The following is a 24,544-nucleotide window of genomic DNA, read 5'->3' as shown; positions in this document are numbered from 1 at the left end:
GGATTGCAGATAAAATTTTCAGTGGGACAAACTCGAACGGATTAATCCTGTAAAGCAGTTTTCATCCAGGACAAAACTACTTACAAAGCAGTCAGTCACACAATATTTGCCGTATTTTTTCGCCCTTTGCTGCCTGCGGTTTAGGTATCGTGAAGTTGGTTTATCTTTCCGTGCCGGTTCTTTTCCGGAAACATTTCTTACTAATTTTAGGTAAAGTGTCGTTATTGTGCAGAGATAAGGCCATAGCCGCACCATGATCTTTACCGAATAAATATCAAGCTTACGCATGAAGAAGCAATTTCTTTTTTACCTGTTTAAAACTTTTTGTACGCTTGCCCTGGTCATTCTTGTTTTTTCCTGTGACACGCTCCGCAAAACGCCGGCAAGACCTGCTGCTTCCAGGTACGGAAAACCGCGTTCGACCGTTGCCCGGAGACCGCCCGCAAGAACGCCCGTCAGAAAACCTTCTGCTACGGCAAGGCAAACTTACAAGCCGAGAACCAGTTTGTCCTCCGGCGATATTCCGCAGGTTGTGAAAGTTGCCCGGACTTACTCCGGAACGCCTTACCGCTCCGGCGGAAATGACAAAAACGGAATCGACTGCTCCGGGCTTATCTGTTCTGTATACTCCGAAATCGGCGTAAAAGTCCCCAGAATTTCATGGCAGCAATCGGAATTCGGAAAGGAAATAAGCCGACTGGAAGACCTGCGTGCCGGCGACTGGGTATTTTTCGTTCCCGAATCAGGCAAGGAAGGCTATGTTTCCCATGCCGGGATCGTGACGGATGTACGCAACAGGCAGGAGATTATCTTCATTCACGCTTCTACTTCAAAAGGTGTGCGCGAAGACAACCTTTTTTCCAACTATTTCAAAGGACGGTTTGTCAAGGCCATGCGCCCGTTCTGAAAACCGACCATTAAATAAATTGGTGGATTTAACCGGGAATTTATTAGATTGTAAATCATGATTTTAAACGGGATAAAATTAAATTTCCTGTCTCAACTTCTCCCACGTTCCTATGAGTGAATTCACGATCAGTCCTCCGCCCGTTGAAGGAAAACGCGTTGTTTCTCTGCAGGGCAGCCCTTCTATTCCTGTTTACATTTATGCTACGGTATTTGCTTCGTTCTGTGTCATCACAGGACTTATATGGGATATCTGCTGGCATATCAGCATTGGCCGTGACGGGTTGCTGTCTCCTCCGCACCTGGTTATTTACCTCGGAGCCGTTGTTGCCGGTCTTTTTTCCGGCTTTGAAATCCTGCGTAGGACATTCCGGGGAAGTGTTCCGGAAAAAGCCGCCAGCGTAAAAATCTGGGGATTCTTTTACAGCTCGCTTGGCTCACTGTTCTGTGTATGGGGCGCCTTGTCCATGCTGGTATCCGCTCCTTTCGACGACTGGTGGCACAACACGTACGGACTGGACGTAACCATTCTTTCGCCGCCGCATACCGTCCTGGTTCTCGGGATTATCGGAATCCAGTTTGGTGCGATGATCTGCGTAATTGCTACCAAAAACCAGCTCAAAGCCTTCAAGCCCGCCAGTTTTGAACTCAGAAAAGTACTCGACAAAAAGCTGTTCCGGCTTTTTGCCCTTTCCGCCGGATTTCTGCTCACAATCTGGTTTACGCTGCTTTCCGAAGAGCTGGGCCGGATGCAGACGCATTCATCCGGTTATTACATTTTTGCTTCCGCTGCTTTTCCAATCCTGTTAATGGCAGCAGGCAGAGCCGTCAGTCACAAATGGACGGTCACTGCCGTTGCAGGCGTTTATACATTTCTGATGCTTGCCACTTTCTGGATTATACCGCTTTTTCCCGCCGAGCCCAAGCTCGGACCCATCCTGAATCATTTTGATCATTATCAGGGTTATCAGTTTCCGCTGCTTCTGATCATTCCGGCCTTTGTGCTTGATAGGCTCCGCAACCACTACGCATACCAGAACGACTGGAAACTTGCACTCATTCTTGCTACTGCTTTTCTGCTTGTTTTTTTGGTGGTACAATGGTTTTTCGGTGCATTTCTGATGGAATCGCCTTATGCAAGAAACTGGGTGTTTGGCAGCCATTACTGGTACTTCGGCAACAATCCGGATTGGGAATATCGGTACAAGTACGCTCCGTGGAATCTGGAAAGCACACCTGATTTTCTGAAAGGTATCGGCATTGCATTTCTGGCTGCACTGATTTCAACGCGTATCGGTTTGGCCTGGGGCAACTGGATGCATAAAATTCAACGATGAAAAATATTCTCTTTTTTATTCTGCTGCTCATTGGCGCCGGTGCCAATGCGCATATCGGAAGTTCCGGCGTTCAGATGCAGGGACAAGCCGGACCGTACACAATTCTTGCAAGCGTTCAGCCGCCCGATGTAATTCCCGGAACAGCCCGTATAACCGTTTTTGTAAGCAACGGAAGTGCAGATAAAATTCTGGCAAGGCCCATTTACTTTTATTCAGGTGACAAAGGCGCTCCTTCTCCGGATGAACTTACGCAGGTTCCCGGGCAGTCCGGTCAGTTTCAGGGTTCCATATGGTTAATGGAATCGGGGTCTTCAAGCGCACAGATCCAGATTGAAGGTGATAAAGGAAAAGGAGAAATCATTATCCCGATTATAGCGGTTTCCACTGCCCAGCGGGAAATGCCCAAACAACTTGGCATCGGGCTCAGCATTTTAGGCGTTCTGCTGTTTTTGCTGATGATCACAACAATTGGCGCCAGTGTAAGCGACGGAATATTAAAGCCCGGCGAAGTGCTTACTGCTGCGCAAAAACGCAGGAAATGGATGAATATGGGCATTGCAACGGTTGTATGCGCCCTGATTCTGTACGGCGGAAGCAGCTGGTGGGATAACTGGGCAGCCGATTACAAGCAATGGCTTTACAAACCGCTGAAAGGCAACACCAAAATCCTTAGTTCAGAAAACAATCCGGTTTTTCAGCTTGAAATTGATACTACCGGCTGGACGACGCAAGCAAAAGGAAGTATGCTGAGTACATTGATTCCGGATCACGGCAAGCTGATGCATACGTTTCTGGTCCGCATTCCGGGCATGGACGCCTTTGCGCACATCCATCCGGAACGAAAAGATACGCTTCACTTTGAAGCTGCGCTTCCGGATTTGCCGGCCGGAAAATACCTGGTTTATTCCGATATTGTTCAGTATTCCGGATTTGCCGAGACGATTGTGGATACGTTGGTCATTCCCGCTCCAATCCAGAATAAAACGCAGCCGGCATCCGTTGCGCAGGAAGATACCTACACGTTAACCGATCCGCTGGATTCACCCGGAAGGATTCCGTTTGATGCCAATGTGGTCATTTGCGGCAAGCCCGGAACCAAAACTGTTTTCAAAGACAGTTCCTACGCCGTTTGGGAAGGCAAGCCCGACAAACCGCTGGAAGCCGGAATGCCCTACGAGCTTAATTTTGAAATTTTCAATCCCGACGGAAGTCCGTGCCTGCCCGAACCTTATCTCGGAATGACCGGTCACGTTGCCGTTTTCCGTTCCGATGGCTCGGTTTACATTCATCTGCATCCCGGCGGTTCCTTTTCGATGGCAGCCGGCCAGACATTCAAAAACCGCATTTCGGACACCGCCAACATTGCAAAAAGACCGTCACCGGCTATGTTCCGCGACAGCGTTGACCGGCATCTTGCGCGGCTGAAATCCATGTCGGTGCCGGAAAGAGAAGAGTTTTTGATGACCGAAATGGGCATGTACGATACCGCAGGCACCGGAATGACGAGAATGGAACACAGCAACCGGATTACTTTTCCTTATTCATTTCCAAAAGGCGGCCGTTACCGCATTTTCCTGCAGGTAAAACGCAACGATAAAGTCCTTACAGGCGCATTTGACGTCAGAGTAAACGATGCTGCTGCTTTATAAAGAGTGATTTATAACAATCCGGCTACTTTTCTGAAGGTCATTTCATTGTAATTTTCGATATACATGTTGCACGGAGGCAATTCTTCCTGCGTATGCGAGCTCAGTACGCCCACTACGCGCATACCGGCATTCAGCGCGGCCGAAACACCGGAGTAGGAATCTTCAAATACGATGCAGTTTTCCGGATCAACGTCCAGGTTTTTCGCGGACTTCAGATAAATTTCAGGATCAGGCTTGTGCTTTTCCACATCTTCACTCGTAAGAACGGAACCAAGGTCTTTGCCGATCAGTACTTTGCTTAATATCAACTCAAAATTGGCGTATGGCGCAGACGTTGCCACGCCGATTTTCGCTCCGTTTTCCTTTAAGTCGCGAATAAATTTTGTAATGCCTGCAATAGGCGAGATATTTGGGCCATACAGCTCCCGAAACAGGCTTTCTTTTTCGTTTTCCAGTTCAAGAAGTTCTTTTCCTTCCACTTTGCGTTTAAGAAAGTGGCTCAGAATGTAACTGTTGCTTTTGCCGAACATATGATCGGCAAATTCTGCATCCGTCGGAGCAAGGTTTCGCTTTGAGAAAAATTCCCGGAAGGCCATGGAATGATACGGATTTGTATGGCAGATTACGCCATCCATATCAAAAATAACTGCTGTTTCTTTTTTCATCTGGTAAAATTAATCATTGAATACCTTTAATCCTGCACCCTTTATTTTGTTGCAACAAATTCATAATCCGGCTTTTTGAACGTAATACCGGTGTCCGATCTTCCGGAAAACAGAACATGAAAACCAACCCCGCAATAAACATAAAGAATTTCATTGATCTTGTCGAAATACTTTGTTCTTTTATCCTTATAATCCGGATTGATCAGCAAGTACTTGGTATGTACTAAGTAACTTGAATATTAATCACAGTATACTTGCCCACCATTTTATCCAGACAACTTTAATATTATTAAATTGCGGCGTATGAATGAACTGGAACAAATAAATCGGAATACAGACCAATCTTTCCTGAATAGTCCGGCCGGCAAACTGACTTCCTTGGAAATGTATGATAAATACGGCGCAATGGCTTACGGCATCATTCTGCAGATCCTACCGCAGCCTCATCTCGCGCAGGAAGTACTGGTCAGTGTATTTTCTTCACCTTTGCTGCAAAGCTGCAACAGTTATCCGTTTACCTTTGCCGTATGCATTATCAAACTGGCGCGTGCCAAAGCTGTGGAAGCCAAAAGAAAACTTGCGGCCGTTTCATCTCCGCCTTTGGACATCCGCAGTGACGCAGCTGAAAATTCTCCGCAGCAGATTTTTGATCTTGCTTTCCGTCAGGGATTTTCACCGGAAGAAGTGGCAGAAAAACTGAACATTTCCAAACCCGAGGTACTTCGCTCGTTACATGCATTCTTTAAATCAAACCGCGATGCTTAAACTGAACATACATTGAATACACAGGATCTTATAACAAGCGGGATTCCGGAATCTTATCTGCTCGGCCTTGCAAGCCCGGAAGAACAGGAACTTGTACAGCAAAAAATGCTGGACAACCCCGAACTTGCTGCTTATATGGCCAATCTTGAAAATCATGTGCTGAGCTACTTTGATGCAAATGCGGTGTCTCCACCGCAGGACGTGCGGGAAATTGTGCATCTGAGAAGCAGAAAAGGCAACTCTCAAAAAAGAAAGCACGTTTTTAACCGCATTCCAAAACAAGAAAATTACAGCAAAGGTCCTTATCTGGAAGTTGAAGTAAGCGATACGTATATCAAAGTGCATAAATACTGGCGCCCGGCCTTTATAACCGTATTTATCCTTTCAAAAATATTCCTCATTGCAGGACTTTATTTCTACTTCAAATCTTCCAGCCAGGAACAGGAACTCTTCAGACTAAAATCTCAGATCCAGCAGATAAAGTAATTCTGACTGTTGCAGTTTGACATTTCACCATTCCCTTTTCACTTTTCACAAAACCCTTTTACTTAAACTTTGTGCCGTAAGCCGCATTTTCATCTGCTGCGTTGCGGAATTATTATATTTGTCCGGAAGTATACTTTATCATAAAGAACTTTTATACTTGTTTTCGTACTCCTAACTGTTAAAAATGTTTCCCTTTCGTGTTGGACAAGGTTATGACGTGCATCAAATGGAAGAAGGCCGGCCTTTCTGGCTTGGCGGCATTCTGATCCCGCACTCACATGGCGCAAAAGGCCATTCAGACGCAGATGTCGTTTGTCATGTAATATGCGATGCGCTGCTGGGCGCTGCAAATCTCCGTAATATCGGCTATCATTTTTCGGATAAAGACCCGCAATGGAAAGGGGTTGACAGCAAGATTCTTCTGGCAAAAGTGCTGGAAATGATCCGGGAAAAAGGCTACGAAGTCGGGAACATCGATGTGACCGTCATTCTTCAGAATCCCAGATTAAATCCGCATATTCCGGATATGAAGGCATGTCTGGCCAAGGTGACGAATATTTCCGAGAACGAGATTTCCATCAAAGCAACTACGTCCGAACAACTCGGATTTGTAGGAAGAGAAGAAGGCATCGCCGCGCAATGCGTAGCGCTGATTTACATTCCCGGTGCATTTCAAACAAGCTGAATCCTTGCAGACATGAAATTTTACACAAAAAATATTTTATGAAAAAAATTTTACTCTTTCTGGTTTTTTCTTCCGGCATTGGTTTCACTGCAAACGCACAAAATGCTTCCGAGGTTACGCAGCCGCTCGGCTTTGAAGAATACGATCCGATCTCCACGCTGAAAGTAGAGGAACATATTTTGAAACGTGCCAAATTCCCGTTTATCGACGTTCATAACCATCAGATGCAAATGCCGACACAGGACCTAAAAGCATTGACGGCACAAATGGACAGCATGAATATGGGCATCATGATCAACCTCAGCGGAAGAGGCTGGTCGCAGGAATGGAGCGAAGGAACGGCCACGCTGAAAGGATCGCTTGATAACATCGCCAGAAACGAACCCAGACGCATTGCGGTTTTTACCAATCTTCAGTTCAAAGGATTCGGTGAAAAAGACTGGACTTCCAAAGCAGTAAAGCAGCTGGAAGAAGATGTAAAAATGGGCGCAAAAGGACTTAAAATATACAAAAGCCTGGGTTTTAGCGGGATCAGGGACGATAAAGGAAACCGTGTTGCTGTAAGTGATGCCAGATTGCAGCCCGTTTGGCAGAAATGCGGCGAACTCGGCATTCCGGTACTCATTCACACAGCCGATGTGCCGTCGTTCTGGGACCCGATGGACCGCTATAACGAACGCTGGCTGGAACTGAAAACACATCCCGGAAGGCGCAGGGACAAAAATGATCCCGTTCCTTTCGATTCGCTCATTGCCGAACAGCATCATATTTTCCGCAGTAATCCGAAAACGACTTTCATTAATGCGCACATGGGCTGGTATCCAAACAACCTGAAAAAGCTGGACAGCCTGATGATTGCATTTCCGAATATGTACGTGGAAATCGGCGCGGTGATTGCTGAGCTCGGAAGGCAGCCCAGAAGCGCTAAAAAGTTCTTTGAGAAATATCAGGACCGCGTTCTATTTGGCAAAGACAGCTGGGTTCCGTCCGAATACACAACGTATTTCCGCGTGCTGGAAACTGAAGACGAATACTTTCCCTATCACAAGAAATACCACGCTTTCTGGCGCATGTACGGAATGGGACTTTCCGATGAAGTGCTGAAAAAACTGTATTATAAGAATGCGTTGAAAATCATTCCCGGTCTGGACAAAAGCTTGTTTCCGAAATAATCATTTAAAAGACTTGGCTTCCTTGATCACCGCCCTGTATTCTGCTTTTTCAAGGCACTTTTTATAGTAATCCCTGGCTTTCTGCTTGTTTCCGGCCCGTGCTGAAATGCGCGCAAGTCCGGCGTATGCCAGCGCGTGATATTCTTTGGTATATTGGTCGTCATGCGGCGTTTTCAGCGCGAGCAGATATTCATGCTGAGCGGCAGTATCGTTGTTTTCACCTTTTTCTTCCACAATTCCCTGAAACGTACGCCAGGCTACCGGATAAAAACCCGTATTTATTTTCCTGAGAATGGCTATATCCTTTGCAGCACTTTCATACTTTCCGGCAAGCAGCAGCGATTCGGTATTTTTCATCCGGAAAACCGGATTGTGCGGGTACAGATTTACAAGCTTTTCGGTATAAACAACTGCCTTTTCCGGCCTCGATTCATATTTCAGGTACAAATGCGCCAGATAAAAACAGGATTCGGCACGCGTTATGGTTCCTACTTTCGTCGCATTGTCAATTTGTTTAAGCCCTAGTTCCTTGTTGCCGCTTTTGAAAAATATCAGTAACGGTTTTACAATCGGATGTTCTTCGGGATACACTTCAATGTAATAATTATACATGCCCGAAGTAAAGTAGAATTCCGGATTTTTGCTGATCAGTTTCATGCCTTCCGTGAAGGCGTTATAGGCTTTTTTGCCTTCTCCCGCCGCATTCACCATTTCTCCGCGGTAATTGTAAAGCATGGCCATGTACCCGCGTGCAACCATGGTATAAAAAACCGCTTCCGGGTCCGTGCTGTTTTTCCCGAATTTTTTATTGATGGATTCCAGGCATAGTTCCAGTTTTTTGAAATATTCCTTCGATTTCACCGGATTATCCTTGATCGGCAGGTATTTCCAGAAAAGGATAAAGGAGTCCAGAATATGAGAAACCGGATGATTCGGGTACTTTTTTTCTATATGACTCATAAAAACCTCTGCTTCGTCAAACTCGTAATTATAGATTTTATCCAGACTGTTCTGAACGTTCTTCATAGAAGCCGGATCGTGCAGCAGCTGGGCATGTGAAGGCAATGAAAAAGAAACAATGAACGTAAACAAAAAAAGAAATCGAAGCATATTTTGCATGGCCTTTACTATAAACTCAAAATGGTTTGGTGGTATCCCGACTGAACACTAGCTTTGTTTATAACCCTGATTTGTTTCTGCGGGTTTCTGCGGCCGGTTTTATTTTAACCGTTTTCGGGCCGAATAATTATTACAAATCTGAAATATATGATACGTTACAAGCAGTTTACACTGGATAATGGCCTGAAAGTTTTTGTTCATGAAGATTTTTCTACGCCGATGGCTGCCGTTAATATACTATATAACGTAGGTTCAAGGGATGAAGATCAGGAACGAACCGGATTTGCGCATCTTTTTGAGCATCTGATGTTCGGCGGTTCCAGACATATTCCAAGCTATGACATTCCCGTTCAGAATGTCGGAGGTGAAAACAACGCATTTACTTCGCCGGATATTACCAACTACTACATTACGTTGCCCGCAGACAATGTAGAAACGGCATTCTGGCTGGAATCCGACCGAATGCTCAGCCTTTCCTTTGACCCGAATGTACTGGAAGTACAGCGCAAAGTCGTCATTGAAGAATTCAAGCAAAGGTATCTGAATCAGCCTTACGGCGACATGTGGCTCAAACTGAGGCCGCTTGCCTATAAAGAACATCCGTATCGCTGGGCAACAATCGGGAAAGACATCGAGCACATTGAGCGTGCAACGATGGACGACGTGCAGGATTTTTTCTTTCGTTTTTACCGCCCGAACAATGCCATTATGGTCGTGGCCGGCGCCGTGACGTTTGATCAGATTGAAGAACTGGCGCAAAAATGGTTTGGCGATATTCCGGCCGGACCGGCATATGTAAGAAATTTGCCGAAAGAACCAAAACAAACCGAAGAAAGGCATCTGGAAACATCGGCCAATGTTCCTTTGGATTCACTGGTCAAGGTTTTTCACATGCCGGGCCGATATGAAGACGGTTTTTATGCCGGCGATTTGCTCAGCGATATTCTCGGACGAGGCAAATCTTCGCGTTTGTATCAGCAGTTGTTAAAAGAAAAAGCCATTTTCAACAGCATCAGCGCAAGTGTGACTTCTTCGCTGGATCCCGGTTTGCTGCTTATTAAAGGCAATCTTAATCCGGGTGTAAAACTGGAAGATGCGGACGCTGCGGTAAAGGAAATTCTTCAGGAACTCATTGAAAACGGAGCGACGGACGAAGAAGTTACAAAAGTTAAAAACCAGTCTGAAGCTTCCCTTGCTTTCTCCGAAGTGGAACTGCTGAACAGAGCCATGAACCTCGCGTTTGCGGCCAATGCAGGAAACGTGGAATGGGCCAACAACGATGCAGAAATCATCCGGAACCTGACTTCCGCCGACATTCATGAAGCTGCCAGAAATATCCTGAAACCGGAAAATGCCTCGACTTTGTACTATCGCTCGGAACAGAAAGTATTGGCTTAGCTGTTGGCTGCTGGCTTTTTGGTTGTTAGGATCGTTTCGACTGAAGATTATTAAATACTTAAAAGACATGGAGCGAAACGGCTGCCGCTTCGCTCCATGTGATAATACTGTTAAACTATGCTCTTTTAATACACCTCTCTTTAAAAGCTAATTGCTAACCGCTAATAGCCAGAAGCCAACATCAACTCTCAGGCAAAAAAGTCAGATAACTGAAATTTTCCTCCTTAAACGTTTCCTGCGCAATTTCCTGTAACTGCGGCGCTGTGATCTGTTCGATTTCAGCAAATATTTCGGGCAATGAATCCACTCTGCCGGTATCCAGCAGACTTTTTGCCATCATCAGCATAAAACTCATATTGCTTTCTTCCGACATCGCAAGCTGGCCCATCAACTGAACTTTGGTCTGATGAAGCTGCAAAACAGATAAAGGAACTTCCCGGATGCGTTTCAGTTCTTTATGGATCAGTGAAATGCTTTTGTTCAGCTGCTTCTGTTCGGTACCAAAGAAAATCCCCATAAATCCGGTGTCCAGATACGGCGTGTAATTTCCTTCAATAGAGTAAACCAAGCCGTACTTTTCACGCAGGGAAAGATTAAACCTGGAATTCATTCCCGGGCCTCCGAGCAGATTCACAAGCATAAAAAACGGAAGCCTGCGGTCGTCAAGAAGTGCAAATGCCGGCTGGCCCATGGCGCATTGCGCCTGTGAAATGGAGCGCTCTTTCTGTTCATGAACGGGCGTATACAAAACCGGCGGTTTACGTTCGCGAGCTGTTCTGCGATGCGGAACTGCTCCGAGATACTTTTCGGCAACGCGCACCACTTTTGAAAAAGGCAGCCGGCTGACCGAAGAAACCACAATTTTTTCTGTATCGATATTGTCGTTGATAAACTTGAAAAGCTGCTCTTTGCCAAAGGAATTAACGGTTTCAGCTGTGCCCAGAATATTATAGCCCAGAGCATGATCGGGAAAAACCAGCTGGTCAAAATCGTCCTGAATGGCATCTTCCGGTGAATCCACATACATGGACATTTCTTCCAGAATCACATTTCTTTCCCGCTCGATCTGTTTTTCCGGAAATACGGAATGGAACGTAATATCCGCCAGCAAGTCCATGGCTTTTTCATAATGATCGTCCAGAACGGAAGCGTGAAAGCAGATTTTTTCCTTAGTCGTGTAAGCGTTCAGCTCGCCACCGACATTTTCCAGCCGGTTGATGATGTGATAGGAACTGCGTTTTTCCGTTCCTTTAAACGCCATATGTTCCCAGAAATGCGCAAGTCCCTGCTGATGCGGCAATTCGTCGCGGCTTCCGATATCCAGCATGATGCCGCAATGCGCTATCTGCGTGTATGGAACCTGTTTATGTGCAATGCGGATCCCGTTCGACAGCGTATGTATCTGATATTCTTCTGTTGGTAAAATAGAGGATATTTTAGGGTCAGTCCGTTTTTGAACGTTATTTCTTTTCATTCCAGGTAAACACAAAATACGCTCCAATAATTTTCGGAGGTATCCACAAAATTACAGACTTTTGCCCTGAAACCCTTATCAAGTATCAGTTATGCGAATCGGATTTGATGCCAAAAGAGCTTTTGCAAATAAAACGGGCCTTGGAAATTACAGCCGATTTGCCCTGAACGCTCTTTCTGAATATGATCCGGCCAACAAATATTTTGTTTATGCACCAAAAAACAACCAGAATCTTTTTCCGGAATTTCCGGAAAGAGCCATTCATTACCCGGAAACTTTTCTGGATAAAAAGCTGCCTTCCTTATGGCGCTATTCCACAATAACAAAACAGTTGCGCAATGACAAGATTGCTATTTTTCATGGTCTCAGCAACGAGTTGCCGCAAGGCCTGCATAATGCTGGAATAAAGTCGGTCGTAACCATTCATGATCTGATTTTTGAAAGACTGCCGCATGTTTTCAATCCCATCGACCGTATGATTTACAGGCACAAATTTCAGTCTGCGTGTGAACGGGCGGATGTTGTGATTGCGGTAAGCGAACAAACCAAACACGATCTTAACGAACTTTACAAGGTTGATAACAGCAAAATCAGGGTCGTTTATCAGGATTGTAATCCGTTATTTAAAAAATTGGTTAACGAACCGGAAAAAGATAAAATTGCTGAATTATACAATATCAAAGGACCCTATATTTTAAGCGTCGGCACGCTGGAAGAACGAAAAAACCAGCACCGGCTGGTGGAAGCATTTGCCCGTATTAACAGAAAAGATTTCAAACTTGTCCTAATCGGCAAACCGACTGCTTATATTAAAAAAATACAGCAGATTATTTTTGAAAACAAGCTGGAAAAAGAAGTTGTTATTTTACAACACGTTCCGACAGCGCATTTGCCGGCATTGTATCAGAAAGCCGAAGTTTTTGCGTATATATCCGTTTATGAAGGTTTTGGAATTCCTATTCTGGAAGCATTGCACAGCGGAACGCCTGTACTTTCCGCAAAAGGTTCCTGTCTGGAAGAAGCCGGAGGCCCCGGCGGATTGTACGCCGATCCTTACAAAACAGAAGACATCAGCAAGCAGCTTGAAAAACTGATTACTGATGCCTCCTTAAGAACTTCCCTAACCGAAGCAGGAAAAATACATGTTACTCAATTTTCCGGTGAAAAAATCGCAGCCCAGCTGATTGATATTTACAATCAGCTAGGCTGATCCGGCAAATTTTTATTTTTCACGATACTGTTCAATAATCCTGAACAATGCCTTTTGTTTTTCAAGATCAGGAAAAAACTCGAACAGCTGCACATGCGCCTCGTAATTCAGCGTCAGTGCAATTTCAAGATTCAGCAATGCTTCGCGGTACTCGCCGCCGTGAATCTGATAAACCGTCATGCGGTAATACAGATCGGCCTCTTCCGGCATTTCATCAATGGCAGCCTGCAGAAGATCGCAAGCCCTTGCATAATTTCCCTGCTCAAAAAGCACATGCGACCATTTCAGCCAGATATCCGGATTGGAAGGTTCGATTTCAGCTGCTTTTTCAAAAGCTTCAAAAGCCGACACCACATTTCCGACCTTGAATTCAGTTTCGGCAAGCGCAAGCCAGTAATCGGGATTCAGTTCTGTTATCTGAATTGCCTTGCGCAGGAAACCAACGGCTTCATACCAGCGTCCCAGTTCGCTAAAACAGATTCCGAGTCCATACCAGCCGTCGTCCCACTGGCTATCCAGTTTCACAGTCTGACGGTAATATTTGATCGCCGTTTCGAACTCGCCGAGTTTTTCATAGCAGGTTCCGAGGCAGCAGCAGGTTTCCGGCTGTTCGCCTTCCAGTTCAATGGCGCGTAAGTACTGATCTTTGGCATCTTCATACTTTTCAAGATTCATGTATGAATTCCCGAGCTGAAAGAATGCCGATGCAAAATCGTCTTTGATCAAAGTGGCATATTCGTAGGCATTTACCGCATCTTCATATCTTTCGAGCTTGCTGAATGCAATGCCGAGATTATACCAGGCATGCTGTGAAAAAGGGTTCCGGTCTACAAGTTCATTGTAATAATCCAGATGACTTTCCAGCTGCCCGATCAGATCCAGGCAATGCGCCAGTTCGTACAAGGCACTTTCATTGTTCAGGTTATTCCGTAGCGACTTTTTGTAGAATTTGATTGCCTCTTCGTATTTTCCCCAGTTCTGATAAGTCTGCCCGATCTGAAAATAGATTTCGTCCTGATCTTCCACGCGCTGCAAAAGGTTTTCCAGTACTTCAATGGCTTCTTCATATTCGCCCATCATATTGGAAATAGCCACCTGCATAAACGATATTTCAATGTCTCCGGGATGAAAAAGGGAAGCCCTTTCCAGAATTTCCTGCGCCAGGTCAAATTCACCGCGGTTTGCATGAAGCTGGACCATGCTCAGCAGCAGGTCAAGCGAATACGGATAATCTGTAAGCCCGAGTTCACATGCTTTATAGGCTTTATCCCACTCTCCTTTTTCTATATAATGAACCGTAACCTTTTCGTACGTATCCAAATCAAAAAATACCGGCTCACTGGTTTTCAGCATTTTTTCAAACCTGAGCAATGTTTCTTTCAAATAATCCTTTCTTTCCCCGAAATTTTTCTCCATCATACGAACCGCTAGATTAGATTTGAGGGGCTTACGCACCACTAAATAATAAAAGAAAGTTATAAAATAATTCCCCGTAATTCAAATCCTGCCCAGCAAACTTTCGCTGACACGGGCAACCGTTTGTTCAATCGGATGAAATCTGAAATCTAACGCCTTTGTGACCTTTTCATTGTTGTAGCGGATCCTGCGGGCAGCCGATTGTGCAGTTTCTTTGGTTATCAGAGGTTTTGTACCCAGCAGCCAGGTCCTTACGGCTTCTACCCGCCAGATAATTCCGGCCAGCGCCGATCCCACCCGGAATGAAGGCCGCTTTTTGCCCATGGCATCGGCAATACTGTTAAACAAATTCTGATAGGAAATACTTCCCGCATTGAGCAAAAATCTTTCTCCTGAAATATCGGACAAAACGAGCCGGAAGACAATTTCCGCCACATCCAGCACGTCCACGTAGTTAGCGATCCCTTCTGTATAAAACGGCTTTTCACGGAACACATACCGGAAAATCTGCGTGCTGCTCTTCGTCCAGTCGCCTTCTCCCAGGATCAAAGTCGGATTCACAATCACGGCATTCAGTCCTTCGGCGATGCCGCGCCATACTTCCAGCTCGGCCAGATGTTTGGTTTTTGCATATTCGGAATTCTCCGGCGATTCTTCCCAGCGCTGGCTTTCATCCAGCACCGTGTCCTGGCCCGGAATTATTTTTCTGGAGTCGGGCCGGCCCAAAGCGGCAATGCTGCTGACATGACACAGTTTTTTGATTCCTGATTTCAGGCAAACATTGACAACATTGGCGGTTCCTTCCACATTGACCTTGTACATGTTCTTTTTGTCTTTTGGAACAAAAGACACAACCGCCGCCGTATGCACTACAAAATCAACGTCCTGCATGGCGGCCTGAAGGGAAGGAATATCCAGAACATCGCCCTCGGTCCACTCGATTCGGGATTCCATGTTTGCTAAAAGGCTTCTGTCAGAATCTTTTCGGTAAAGGCCCAGCACGGTATGACCTTCGGCAAGAAACCTTTTTGCAACGGCACTTCCGACCAGTCCCGTTACGCCGGTGATTAGAACTTTCATAAACTGCAAACAAATTGTAGGTTCCAAAGTTCGTAGTTTGAAACCGGTTTTGTTATAAAAACTACATACTGCAAGCCTTTTTGCTAATTTTACATTTCAGAAATCAGCGTGATGCCATTTTCATCCGCAACATACATTTTATAAACATCAGCTAAAAAATGCCCATTTCCAATCCAAAAAGATACACAGTTACGGCAGCCCTCATTTACGCCAACGGCCCGATACACATCGGACATCTGGCCGGCTGTTACATTCCCGCAGACATCTATGTGCGATACCTGCGCTCAAACGGAAAAGAAGTAGCATTTATAAGCGGAACGGATGAACATGGCGTTCCGATCACGATCCGCGCGAAAAAGGAAGGACTTACGCCGCAGCAGGTTGTAGACAAGTATTATACGCAGATTGACGCTGCATTCAAGGAACTCGGTATTTCCTTTGATATTTATTCACGTACGAGCAAGCCTGTGCATCATGAAACTTCCCGCGAGATTTTTAAGGATCTTTATGATAAAAAGGTTTTTGCAGAAGAAACAACGGAGCAGTATTTTGACGAAACTGCGCAGCAATTCCTCGCCGACCGGTACATTGTAGGAACCTGCCCAGTTTGCGCCAATCCCAATGCCTACGGTGACCAGTGCGAACGCTGCGGCTCTACATTAAGCCCGCTGGAACTGAAAGACCCGCGCTCCATGCTCTCGGGTGCAAAACCGGTTCTGAAAGCAACCAAAAACTGGTACCTTCCGCTGGACAAGATGCAGCCGCAGATTGAAGAATATATCAATGGCCATTCGGAATGGAAAACGAACGTGTTCGGCCAGTGCCAGTCTTGGCTGAAAGACGGCCTGAAACCCCGCGCTATGACGCGCGATCTGGACTGGGGAATCAGCGTGCCGCTTCCGGATACCGAAGGAAAAGTTTTGTATGTGTGGTTTGAAGCGCCGATCGGCTATATTTCGGCAACTAAAGACTGGCTTATCCAGAAAAACGGTTCGGACGAAGGCTGGAAAAAATGGTGGCAGCATTCTGAAGACAATCCGGATGAAGAAACCAAACTTGTGCATTTCATCGGAAAAGACAACATCGTTTTTCATTGCATTATTTTTCCTGCGATGCTGATGGCCGAAGGCAATTATATTCTGGCCGACAATGTTCCTGCCAATGAATTCATGAATCTGGAAGGCGATAAAATTTCCACTTCACGGAACTGGGCGGTATGGCTGCACGAATACCTTCAGGAACTTCCCGACAAACAGGATGTACTGCGCTACGTACTGACCGCCAATGCGCCGGAAACCAAAGACAGTGAATTCACATGGAAAGATTTCCAGACACGCAATAACAGTGAACTCGTCGGCATTTACGGCAACTTCATTAACCGGGCCGTTGTTCTCACACAAAAATTCTGCGACAGCAAAGTGCCGGCAGCCGGCGAACTGCAGGAAATTGACCTGAACGTACTGAAAGAACTTGCCGCTTTTCCGGCCCGCATTGCCGAATCCATGGAAAATTTCCGTTTCCGTGAAGCATTGACGCTCATTATGGATCTGGCCAGAACGGGCAACAAATACCTTGCGGATACGCAGCCTTGGCATGCCATCAAAACCGATCCTGAAAGAGTAAATACCATCCTGAACATTGCCCTGCAGATTTCAGCCACTTTATCCATCGTTTCGGAACCGGTACTTCCGTTTACAGCCGGAAAAATCAGTGAGCAGCTCGGACTGACCAGGAAAACCTGGCAGGATGCAGGAAAAGCAGATTTGCTTCCGGCCGGACAGCCTGTTTCCGAAGCTAAACTGCTGTTTGAAAAAATAGAAGATCACATAATCGAGAAGCAAATTCAGAAACTGCATGATGCCAAACGCCTGAACGAACTGGAAGGCAAAACGGTTACAGCGATTAAACCTGAAATTCAGTTTGATGATTTTGCAAAAATGGACATTCGCATTGCCACGATTCTGGAAGCAGAGAATGTTCCCAAAAGCAAAAAGCTGCTAAAACTGCTGGTTGATATCGGAACAGAAAAAAGAACGGTACTGAGCGGTATTTCGGAACATTTCAAAGCAGAGGAAATCATCGGCAAAAAGGTTTTATATCTGGCTAATCTTGCCCCGCGGAAAATGATGGGAATGGAAAGCCACGGCATGATCCTCATGGCCGAAGACCGCGACGGCAGCCTGGCATTTGTACAGCCCGGCAAGGAAGTCTGGAACGGAGGAACCGTTAACTGATTTCCGGAATCAATTGATCAGGACTGTAATTCCGGTTCTGGTCAATTGATTTTTGATTTATAAATACTCTTCTTTCACCTTATCGTAAATCGCGTACACTTTATCCACCAGAACCTGGCATTCCCTGTCTGTCAGATGGTCAATCGTGTTGCGCACTTCATTTGCCACCACTTTGCCTTCTTCATCCAGCTTTGCTCCTTTGTATTTGATGAGGCTGAGAATATTTTCCCATTCATCCAGCAACGTTTCGGAAAAATAACGCGGCTCAATAATGTTGAAGTAAGCATACTGCGACTTCAGTCTTTCTTTCAGCTTTCCCGTAGCGCTTGAATCCTTTAATTCATTGACAAGTTTTGTCAGTTCGGTATAAGCATAAATGTTTGATTTTTGCATAACGTTGCGCATGGAAAGTAGCCAAGCATGATTTGGAACTACATATTTAGCAACTTTTTCAACAACATTTTAGCGGTTTGTACCATTCCTGTATAATCCATCAAGAACGTTCAATTTATCCATTTAATACTACAATATTTTAGCTTTTTACCGAATAAATTGTAAATAACAAGTCAAAAGAAAACCCCGGCTGCATGTGCGGCCGGGGTTTTTGAAATCATTATTTATTGTTAATAACGTTCAATGTCCACTTTTCTGTGATAATCACCCTGTTCATTTCCGTAAGGAAGGAAAAGGACAAGCTGGCGTGAAATATCGTTATATTTAGCTGAAATATTTTCTACATCAACTCCTTCGGGAATTACAAATGTATTAATGAAACGGACTGTTTTCCATTGTTCTTCTTCGGAAAGATTTTCCTGCGAGAAGATGGGCAACAAATGAAAAAGTTTAAGGTTATTCGTGTTCTTTTTTCCCTTTACAACTTCCAATTGAAGATCCTCAACCTCGATGCCTGGAATTTTTACAACTACCTCAAAACCGTCCGATCCCTTTTCAAGCTTTATAGCGGGCTCACTCATTCCACCATTTATTGTGTTAATAAAATCGATATTCATCAACATTTCCTGTGGTATTTTCAGTTTGCTTTCCATAGCTATCGCGTTTAAGGTTCACAAGTTTTACTTAGTAAGTAGAAAACTACGTGCCAGACTTCCCTACTTTCATAAAAAACAGAAATTTAATCATAATAATGAAAGTATTAAATGCCTGGCAAGTACTTTTCGAGCCTTATAACTTCCTATACGGCACAATTGGTATGTAATCAGGATAAAATTTCCAGCCTGCCAAACTTGCAGGACAAAATCCCCAGCAGCGCCATTTTGTCCTGTTTACCCCCTACTTACCATTTTTACCTGTCGCTATGGCCGAGGCTGCGTTCCGGATCTATAACGTCTCTTACCCTTTGTTTCAGTTCTTTGGGTTCGGGAAAATGGCCTTCCCGCTTTCTGTCCCACAGCAGGGTTTCGTTCAGGTGCACCGTATATCTGCCAGCTACTTCCGAAGGTACAAGCTGAACGGCATGCAAGTCATTCGTAAAAGTAGTGAGCAGTTCCTGCGCCATCCATGCAGCACGCAGAAGCCAGCCGCATTTGGGACAATATTCTATGATTAGGGTCGGTTTCATTGAAGCGAGATGATCAAGGCTTTTATCAAAATTGGTTCATTTCATTCTAAACTCAAAAAAGCCGTGAAAAATCTTTCTCACGGCTTTATAATATAACCTAACCCTGTATTTACAATGGATTTCCTGCTTGCGGATATCTAAATTTACTATAATCCTCTACTGAATTTTAGCGTGAATTTCCCCAATTCATTGACTGCGTAACATCCCTTCCACAACTGGTAATAACCCGTAAAGCGTCAGGTAAAATTACGTGATTTACAAACCATCATAATGATAATAACATTGTAAATCAAGATATTACAAAAATACCGATTAATCAATAGCCCGATTCTTGCTTGGTGTTGAGAATCGCGCTGGTTACATTTACACATATTGTTTTACTTAATCTTTTTACTAACAAATCCATGGATATTAAAAGATTTACGGGTAAAGAAGGTGAACTGGTATCGGCCGAAGCAGCATTGAGATTAACTCGGCTGTATCAGGCCAGGCAAAATGAAATTCTGGAACGCGGCGATAATTATGTCAAGGCGGAATTTTTCGGGATTCACACTTTCAATGAGTTGATCAGCATGCATGGAGATAAATGTGCCGGTTTCAGAATATACTACGGAATCCGTGAAGAAGAGGAAAATGCTTCGGAACACAAACGCATAACCGGCAGAGAAATAATGAAAAAGCCTACATCCAGGTTGATTCTTGTTCCTGTGGACGAAGACGGAAACGATCTGACAGCCAGTGCCCAACTGGGCGGACTGAAAGATATGCCTGCTATGAAAGAGGTGATGCTTGGCGGGCCTCTTTGCCCGAGCCAATGCTAGGCCGACCATTAAACATATACATGTATGTTTCCTGTATATCTGGCATATTGTATTAAAAACCCCGTTGGTTGTATTGCTGTATTTATCACACTGTTGCCCTTGATACTAATTATTTACAGAAAGGCATATATTGATCCTTCCTTTAAGTTACTTTTACTATATCTGGTTTTCAAGCTGATTATTGATGTAATTATGTTTCATACGGCAGCAATGCATCAGAATAATTTACTGTATTTTAACATTGCCATTCCTTTTTACTATTCTTTCCTGAGCGGAATGTTTTATTTCAAGTTCAGTTCGGTAGCTTTTAAAAGAATTCTGATCGCATCCATGATCGGGTTTCTGGTTTTTACGGTTTGGGACATACTGAAATCGAACGCTCAGTTGCACGATCTGCATAACCACAGAGCAGTTCTGTTTGCAAAAACAGTAGAAGGAGTTTTAATTATTGCGCTTGTTTTGTTGTTTTTTTACGAAATCATAAAGTCCCTGCAGATTCCAAACTTGCTTACTTTTCCATTTTTCTGGGTTTGTTCGGGATTGCTGCTTTATTATTCCAGCTTTATATTCATTGCGCCGGTTTTCCATTATACGGCTACCTGGAACAATTCAGTAGATCTTGGAATTGCCAATACAATTCCTACCGTATTTGAAATTCTGTGCGCCTTGCTTTTTAGTATTGGTATTTATCACTTTTCTCCCGCCAATTATGCAAAACAGTGAAGAATTGAAATGGGCATTACTTGTTGCTTCACTGGCAATGCTGACGATGGCATTCTGCATGATCTCCTTTGTAATGTACTATCAGAAAAGGAGGTTTGAAGAAGAGAAAAAAATAAACGATATTGAAAAAAATTACAATCGTTTGCTGCTCGACACCGCACTGAACTCAGAAGAAACGGAAAGGCGCCGCATTGCACAGGATTTACACGATGATATTGGCACGATGCTGTCACTGACCAAGTTAAGCCTGAATCAGCTAAGTAAAATGACAGGCAGCGAACGAAGTGAAAAAGAAGATCAGATCATGCGGAAATCCCAGTCGCTGGTCGAGGAAACAATCCTGCACGTAAGACGTATAACGCGCGACCTTGTTCCTACAACGCTGGAACGTTTCGGATTACTGGAAGCCATTGAAGAATTTATCCATAAACTGGCAGAAGATAATAACCTGACCATTTCTTTTCATGCAGATATGGAAGAATTCCCGAGGCAGGCACAAAAACTGGAGCTGACACTTTACAGGATCATGCAGGAGCTGGTGAATAATGCCATCAAACACGCAAATTGTACGCGTATTGAAATTCGGCTGGAAATTAAAGAGGAATTGATCGGACTGAGGGTTACGGATAACGGAATCGGGTTTGATCCCGAGAAAATGAAAGAAAGCAGTATGGCAGGACTCGGGCTGCTTGGCATAGAAAGCCGTCTTGCCATTTTAAATGGTACGGTGCTGTATGAAAAGCCGGAAAAAGGCGGAGCAAGCGCTTTCGCTCAAATTCCCGTTATGCCGGTTGCAGAAGTTAAACTGGAACCTTTGCATCCTTTCCGCAGAGAACGTGTGAACGTATAAAGTTATGAAAACGCTTAAACTTGGAATTGCAGACGATCATGAACTGTTCAGAAAAGGATTTATTTCCATGCTGAGCAGCGTTCCTGATTTTGAATTCATCCTGGAAGCTGCAAACGGGCAGGAACTTCTGGACCGCCTGCCGGGACATACGCCGGATATTGTTTTTATGGATCTTCAGATGCCTGTTATGGACGGTATTCAGGCGACAGAGGCAGCATTTGAACGGTTTCCGAATATCAAAGTCATTGTTGTTTCTATGTATAACGAAGACCGGTTTGTCATTCATATGCTGGAAAAAGGCGTGCAGGGTTACCTTCTGAAGGACACAAGTCCGGATGAAGTGGAAAAAGCAATCCGCCGGGTTGACGAAGAAGGATTTTATTATAATGATTTCGTTTCAAAGGCTATGCACCGGAAAATGGTTACCCGCCAGATTAACAAGCATCCTTTTTTCCCGAATGCCTGCAACGTAGCGTTGTCATCCAGAGAAAAAGAAGTTCTGCAGCTGATCTGCGACGGACTTTCCACAACTGAAATCAGTGACAAGCTGTTTATAAGTATCCGGACCGTAGAAGGGCACCGGCTGCGAGTTCTTGAAAAAACGGGCACCAAAAGCACAGCCGCTGCCGTTGCTTTTGCCTATAAAAACCAGCTTCTGTAATTACCTCGTAACCCTCTTTATCATTGCCGTATATTACAACTGGAAACTACTGCAAAATAGTGGTATCTTTCCAGCAGTAATATTCGGCATTTTTTATGAAAGTCCTTATCGCCTGCACCAATCACCAAGTATATCCTACCAAAACCGGCAAGACAGGATTGTGGCTGAGTGAGCTTACGCATTTTTACGAAAAAATGGCCGCAAGGCGTATTTTAATGGATTTTGTAAGTCCGCTCGGAGGAGAAATTCCAGTTGATGAAAGAAGTCTCGACCTCAAAGACGAATGCAATGCAAAATACTGGGAAGATACCGTTTTCAGGAACAAGCTTTCCAATTCGCTTACTCCCTCGCAGGTACAGCCTGAAGATTACCGGCTGATTTACTTTACGGGCGGCCACGGCGCACTCTGGGACCTGACCGAAAATAAGGAACTGCAGGAAATTACGGCAAAAATATACGAGCGCAACGGGATGGTTTCTGCCGTTTGCCACGGCGTATGCGGATTGCTGAACGTCCGGTTGTCCGACGGCTCATGGCTGATCAGTGACAAATACCTGACCGGCTTCTCCAATATTGAGGAAGCATTGATGCGATTTGTCAGCGAAGTACCTTTTTACCTGGAAGACAAACTGAAAGAACGCGGCGCACATTATACCAAAGCCATGATCCCGTTTGTGGAATACATCGAAATGGATGAAAGGCTTATTACAGGCCAGAATCCGAATTCGGCCCGTAAGGTTGCCTCGAAAGCGCTGGAAGAACTCTTCGAAAAATAAAACGGTATTCTACTTATAGCTCGCTTTTATTTCAGCAATAATCGTTTTAAAATCCGGCAGGATCACGTCTTTTTCAGAGACAATCGGATTTTCAACGCCCCAGTTTATTCCCAGATCAGGATCGTTCCAAAGGATTCCGGATTCGGATTCCTTGTTGTAAACATTCGTGCATTTATAGCTGAAAATAGTGTCTTCCAATGCAGCGAATCCGTGTGCGAAACCTTCGGGAATGTAGGCAATGTTATGCGTGTCGCTTCGAAGCTCAAATATTTCATGCTGGCCGAAAGTCGGCGAATCCGGGCGGATATCAACGGCAACGTCAAGAACTCTTCCGGAAATAACCCGTACAAGTTTGCCCTGCGAAAAAGGCGATTTCTGAAAATGAAGCCCTCTTACAACGCCTTTTCTGGAAAATGACTGATTATCCTGAACGAAATTCGTGGGTAAATTCAGTTTCTTAAACAACTGCTCATTATAAGATTCAAAGAAAAATCCGCGTTCATCTTCAAAAACGCGCGGGAAAATTTCTACTAAACCGGATATGGATGTTTCTCGAATCTGCATAGGTGTAATTTTCTCCTGTTTGGTTATGGCTATCTTTATCTTGCGACAAATTTATGAATCTATTGATAGAGGTTGTAATTTCGGCGCAATATTTCCAAAAACATGACTTACGAAGCGCTTTTTGAATCCATTTGCCGAAAAAAATCTTACTTGTGTGTCGGGCTGGATACCGATATCCGGAAAATACCCGCTCATCTTTTAAAGGAAAAGGATCCGGTCTTTGAATTTAACAGACAGATTATTGACGCTACGGCCGATTTTTGTGTATCCTACAAACCCAATACGGCCTTTTACGAAGCCCTCGGCCCGAAAGGCTGGGAAAGTCTTCAGAAGACCGTCGAGTACATCCCGAAAACGCATTTTACCATTGCCGATGCCAAGCGCGGCGATATCGGCAATACGTCCGGACTTTATGCCCGAACTTTTTTTGATCCGGCTTCCTCCGGAATGGACTTCGACGCTGTTACGGTAGCACCGTATATGGGAAGCGATTCGGTGAAGCCTTTTCTGGAATTTGAAAATAAATGGGTTATACTGCTTGCATTGACGTCCAATTCCGGCAGCAACGATTTTCAAAGGCTTGATTCCGAAGGTGCTTCGCTTTACGAACACGTTCTGCGTACTTCGCAAACCTGGGCCGGGCCGGACCGCATGATGTATGTACTGGGCGCAACGCAGGCTTCGGAATTTCAAAAAATAAGAACCGTTATTCCGGAGCATTTCATGCTTGTGCCGGGCGTAGGCGCACAGGGCGGAAGTCTGGAAGAAGTTTCCAAATACGGCATGAATGCACATTGCGGACTGCTTGTCAATGCCTCCAGAAGTATTATTTACGCAGGAAATGACAAGGATTTTGCGTTGAAAGCCAAAGAAGAAGCGTCCGGAATGCAGCAGGAAATGGAAATTTATCTGGATCGTTACTGCAAATAGTTTTTCCCCGGAAGCATTCACCCGCATTCCGACTTTACAAATAC

General features: G+C 44.7%; 25 protein-coding genes. 16 read left to right on the top strand and 9 right to left on the bottom strand.

From position 1 onward, the window contains the following. Positions 1 to 286 precede the first annotated feature (286 nt). The 3 genes from FEM55_RS08955 (at position 287) to FEM55_RS08945 (ending at position 3,892) form a co-directional block, all read left to right on the top strand. Entirely contained in the window at positions 287 to 907 is a 621-nt protein-coding gene (locus tag FEM55_RS08955; protein WP_138280995.1) for a C40 family peptidase, read from the top strand. A 112-nt stretch (positions 908 to 1,019) separates the two neighbouring features. Next, the gene (locus FEM55_RS08950; RefSeq protein WP_171036517.1) at positions 1,020 to 2,243 is read left to right on the top strand and encodes a hypothetical protein; all 1,224 of its coding nucleotides are present in this window, start codon (positions 1,020 to 1,022) and stop codon (positions 2,241 to 2,243) included. Further along, complete coding sequence (locus FEM55_RS08945) at positions 2,240 to 3,892, top strand: DUF8832 domain-containing protein (protein WP_138280994.1); 1,653 nt, start codon at positions 2,240 to 2,242, stop codon at positions 3,890 to 3,892. Before FEM55_RS08950 ends, FEM55_RS08945 begins: the two co-directional genes overlap by 4 nt. Positions 3,893 to 3,900: 8 nt before the next feature. Here FEM55_RS08945 and FEM55_RS08940 read toward each other — a convergent pair whose 3' ends face one another. Continuing rightward, positions 3,901 to 4,557: an HAD family hydrolase gene (locus FEM55_RS08940; RefSeq protein ID WP_138280993.1), complete on the bottom strand. Its 657-nt coding sequence runs from the start codon at positions 4,555 to 4,557 to the stop codon at positions 3,901 to 3,903. A 303-nt stretch (positions 4,558 to 4,860) separates the two neighbouring features. On the opposite strand from FEM55_RS08940, the gene FEM55_RS08935 reads away from it, so the two are divergent. From FEM55_RS08935 to FEM55_RS08920, 4 genes are all read left to right on the top strand, one after another. Beyond that, positions 4,861 to 5,322 carry a hypothetical protein gene (locus tag FEM55_RS08935; protein WP_138280992.1) on the top strand — a complete coding sequence of 154 codons (462 nt, stop codon included), beginning with the start codon at positions 4,861 to 4,863 and terminating at the stop codon, positions 5,320 to 5,322. Between the two features lie 12 nt (positions 5,323 to 5,334). Beyond that, the gene (locus FEM55_RS08930) at positions 5,335 to 5,808 is read left to right on the top strand and encodes a hypothetical protein (RefSeq protein ID WP_138280991.1); all 474 of its coding nucleotides are present in this window, start codon (positions 5,335 to 5,337) and stop codon (positions 5,806 to 5,808) included. 184 nt (positions 5,809 to 5,992) lie between these two features. Continuing rightward, entirely contained in the window at positions 5,993 to 6,493 is a 501-nt protein-coding gene (gene ispF / locus FEM55_RS08925) for a 2-C-methyl-D-erythritol 2,4-cyclodiphosphate synthase (RefSeq protein ID WP_138280990.1), read from the top strand. A 38-nt stretch (positions 6,494 to 6,531) separates the two neighbouring features. After that, positions 6,532 to 7,665: an amidohydrolase family protein gene (locus tag FEM55_RS08920; protein ID WP_138280989.1), complete on the top strand. Its 1,134-nt coding sequence runs from the start codon at positions 6,532 to 6,534 to the stop codon at positions 7,663 to 7,665. Here the strand turns inward: FEM55_RS08920 and FEM55_RS08915 are convergent, their stop codons facing one another. Next, entirely contained in the window at positions 7,666 to 8,775 is a 1,110-nt protein-coding gene (locus FEM55_RS08915; protein WP_229209171.1) for a tetratricopeptide repeat protein, read from the bottom strand. A 156-nt stretch (positions 8,776 to 8,931) separates the two neighbouring features. On the opposite strand from FEM55_RS08915, the gene FEM55_RS08910 reads away from it, so the two are divergent. Next, the gene (locus FEM55_RS08910; RefSeq protein WP_138280987.1) at positions 8,932 to 10,182 is read left to right on the top strand and encodes a M16 family metallopeptidase; all 1,251 of its coding nucleotides are present in this window, start codon (positions 8,932 to 8,934) and stop codon (positions 10,180 to 10,182) included. Positions 10,183 to 10,363: 181 nt separating this feature from the next. On the opposite strand, the gene FEM55_RS08905 is transcribed toward FEM55_RS08910, so the two are convergent. After that, the gene (locus FEM55_RS08905) at positions 10,364 to 11,656 is read right to left on the bottom strand and encodes a M16 family metallopeptidase (protein WP_138280986.1); all 1,293 of its coding nucleotides are present in this window, start codon (positions 11,654 to 11,656) and stop codon (positions 10,364 to 10,366) included. A 91-nt stretch (positions 11,657 to 11,747) separates the two neighbouring features. On the opposite strand from FEM55_RS08905, the gene FEM55_RS08900 reads away from it, so the two are divergent. Then, positions 11,748 to 12,866, top strand: a complete 1,119-nt coding sequence (locus FEM55_RS08900; protein WP_138280985.1) for a glycosyltransferase family 4 protein — start codon at positions 11,748 to 11,750, stop codon at positions 12,864 to 12,866. A gap of 12 nt (positions 12,867 to 12,878) precedes the next feature. Here the strand turns inward: FEM55_RS08900 and FEM55_RS08895 are convergent, their stop codons facing one another. Both FEM55_RS08895 and FEM55_RS08890 read right to left on the bottom strand, forming a co-directional pair. After that, positions 12,879 to 14,285 carry a tetratricopeptide repeat protein gene (locus FEM55_RS08895; RefSeq protein WP_138280984.1) on the bottom strand — a complete coding sequence of 469 codons (1,407 nt, stop codon included), beginning with the start codon at positions 14,283 to 14,285 and terminating at the stop codon, positions 12,879 to 12,881. 78 nt (positions 14,286 to 14,363) lie between these two features. Further along, on the bottom strand, positions 14,364 to 15,362 hold the full coding sequence (locus FEM55_RS08890; RefSeq protein WP_138280983.1) for an NAD-dependent epimerase/dehydratase family protein: 999 nt from the start codon (positions 15,360 to 15,362) through the stop codon (positions 14,364 to 14,366). A gap of 158 nt (positions 15,363 to 15,520) precedes the next feature. Between FEM55_RS08890 and metG the strand changes: the two genes are divergently transcribed. Next, positions 15,521 to 17,596, top strand: coding sequence for a methionine--tRNA ligase (gene metG / locus FEM55_RS08885; protein ID WP_138280982.1), 2,076 nt, complete (start codon positions 15,521 to 15,523; stop codon positions 17,594 to 17,596). 57 nt (positions 17,597 to 17,653) lie between these two features. Here metG and FEM55_RS08880 read toward each other — a convergent pair whose 3' ends face one another. The 3 genes from FEM55_RS08880 to FEM55_RS08870 all read right to left on the bottom strand — a co-directional run bounded on the left by FEM55_RS08880 (position 17,654) and on the right by FEM55_RS08870 (position 19,175). Then, on the bottom strand, positions 17,654 to 17,989 hold the full coding sequence (locus FEM55_RS08880) for a hypothetical protein (protein ID WP_229209170.1): 336 nt from the start codon (positions 17,987 to 17,989) through the stop codon (positions 17,654 to 17,656). A gap of 230 nt (positions 17,990 to 18,219) precedes the next feature. Continuing rightward, positions 18,220 to 18,642 carry an Hsp20/alpha crystallin family protein gene (locus tag FEM55_RS08875; protein WP_138280980.1) on the bottom strand — a complete coding sequence of 141 codons (423 nt, stop codon included), beginning with the start codon at positions 18,640 to 18,642 and terminating at the stop codon, positions 18,220 to 18,222. Between the two features lie 257 nt (positions 18,643 to 18,899). Further along, the gene (locus FEM55_RS08870) at positions 18,900 to 19,175 is read right to left on the bottom strand and encodes an Rdx family protein (RefSeq protein ID WP_138280979.1); all 276 of its coding nucleotides are present in this window, start codon (positions 19,173 to 19,175) and stop codon (positions 18,900 to 18,902) included. 404 nt (positions 19,176 to 19,579) lie between these two features. On the opposite strand from FEM55_RS08870, the gene FEM55_RS08865 reads away from it, so the two are divergent. From FEM55_RS08865 to FEM55_RS08845, 5 genes are all read left to right on the top strand, one after another. After that, positions 19,580 to 19,996: a hypothetical protein gene (locus FEM55_RS08865; RefSeq protein WP_138280978.1), complete on the top strand. Its 417-nt coding sequence runs from the start codon at positions 19,580 to 19,582 to the stop codon at positions 19,994 to 19,996. 210 nt (positions 19,997 to 20,206) lie between these two features. After that, positions 20,207 to 20,719 (top strand): hypothetical protein, encoded by a 513-nt coding sequence (locus FEM55_RS08860; RefSeq protein ID WP_229209169.1) that lies wholly within the window; start codon positions 20,207 to 20,209, stop codon positions 20,717 to 20,719. Continuing rightward, entirely contained in the window at positions 20,706 to 21,569 is an 864-nt protein-coding gene (locus FEM55_RS08855) for a sensor histidine kinase (protein WP_138280976.1), read from the top strand. The genes FEM55_RS08860 and FEM55_RS08855 overlap by 14 nt, the downstream gene beginning before the upstream one ends. A gap of 4 nt (positions 21,570 to 21,573) precedes the next feature. Further along, on the top strand, positions 21,574 to 22,230 hold the full coding sequence (locus FEM55_RS08850) for a response regulator transcription factor (RefSeq protein ID WP_138280975.1): 657 nt from the start codon (positions 21,574 to 21,576) through the stop codon (positions 22,228 to 22,230). A 95-nt stretch (positions 22,231 to 22,325) separates the two neighbouring features. Further along, on the top strand, positions 22,326 to 23,006 hold the full coding sequence (locus tag FEM55_RS08845; RefSeq protein WP_138280974.1) for a type 1 glutamine amidotransferase domain-containing protein: 681 nt from the start codon (positions 22,326 to 22,328) through the stop codon (positions 23,004 to 23,006). Between the two features lie 9 nt (positions 23,007 to 23,015). On the opposite strand, the gene rfbC is transcribed toward FEM55_RS08845, so the two are convergent. Beyond that, positions 23,016 to 23,570 carry a dTDP-4-dehydrorhamnose 3,5-epimerase gene (rfbC, locus tag FEM55_RS08840; protein ID WP_138280973.1) on the bottom strand — a complete coding sequence of 185 codons (555 nt, stop codon included), beginning with the start codon at positions 23,568 to 23,570 and terminating at the stop codon, positions 23,016 to 23,018. A gap of 102 nt (positions 23,571 to 23,672) precedes the next feature. On the opposite strand from rfbC, the gene pyrF reads away from it, so the two are divergent. Next, positions 23,673 to 24,500, top strand: coding sequence for an orotidine-5'-phosphate decarboxylase (gene pyrF / locus FEM55_RS08835; RefSeq protein ID WP_138280972.1), 828 nt, complete (start codon positions 23,673 to 23,675; stop codon positions 24,498 to 24,500). The last annotated feature ends 44 nt before the right edge of the window (positions 24,501 to 24,544 follow it).

Origin of the sequence: Dyadobacter sediminis (assembly GCF_005860765.1) — a bacterium.
Taxonomy (GTDB): Bacteria; Bacteroidota; Bacteroidia; order Cytophagales; family Spirosomataceae; genus Dyadobacter; species Dyadobacter sediminis.
Note: the sequence above shows the minus strand (reverse complement) of the source record. Positions and strands in the feature narration are given on the sequence as shown.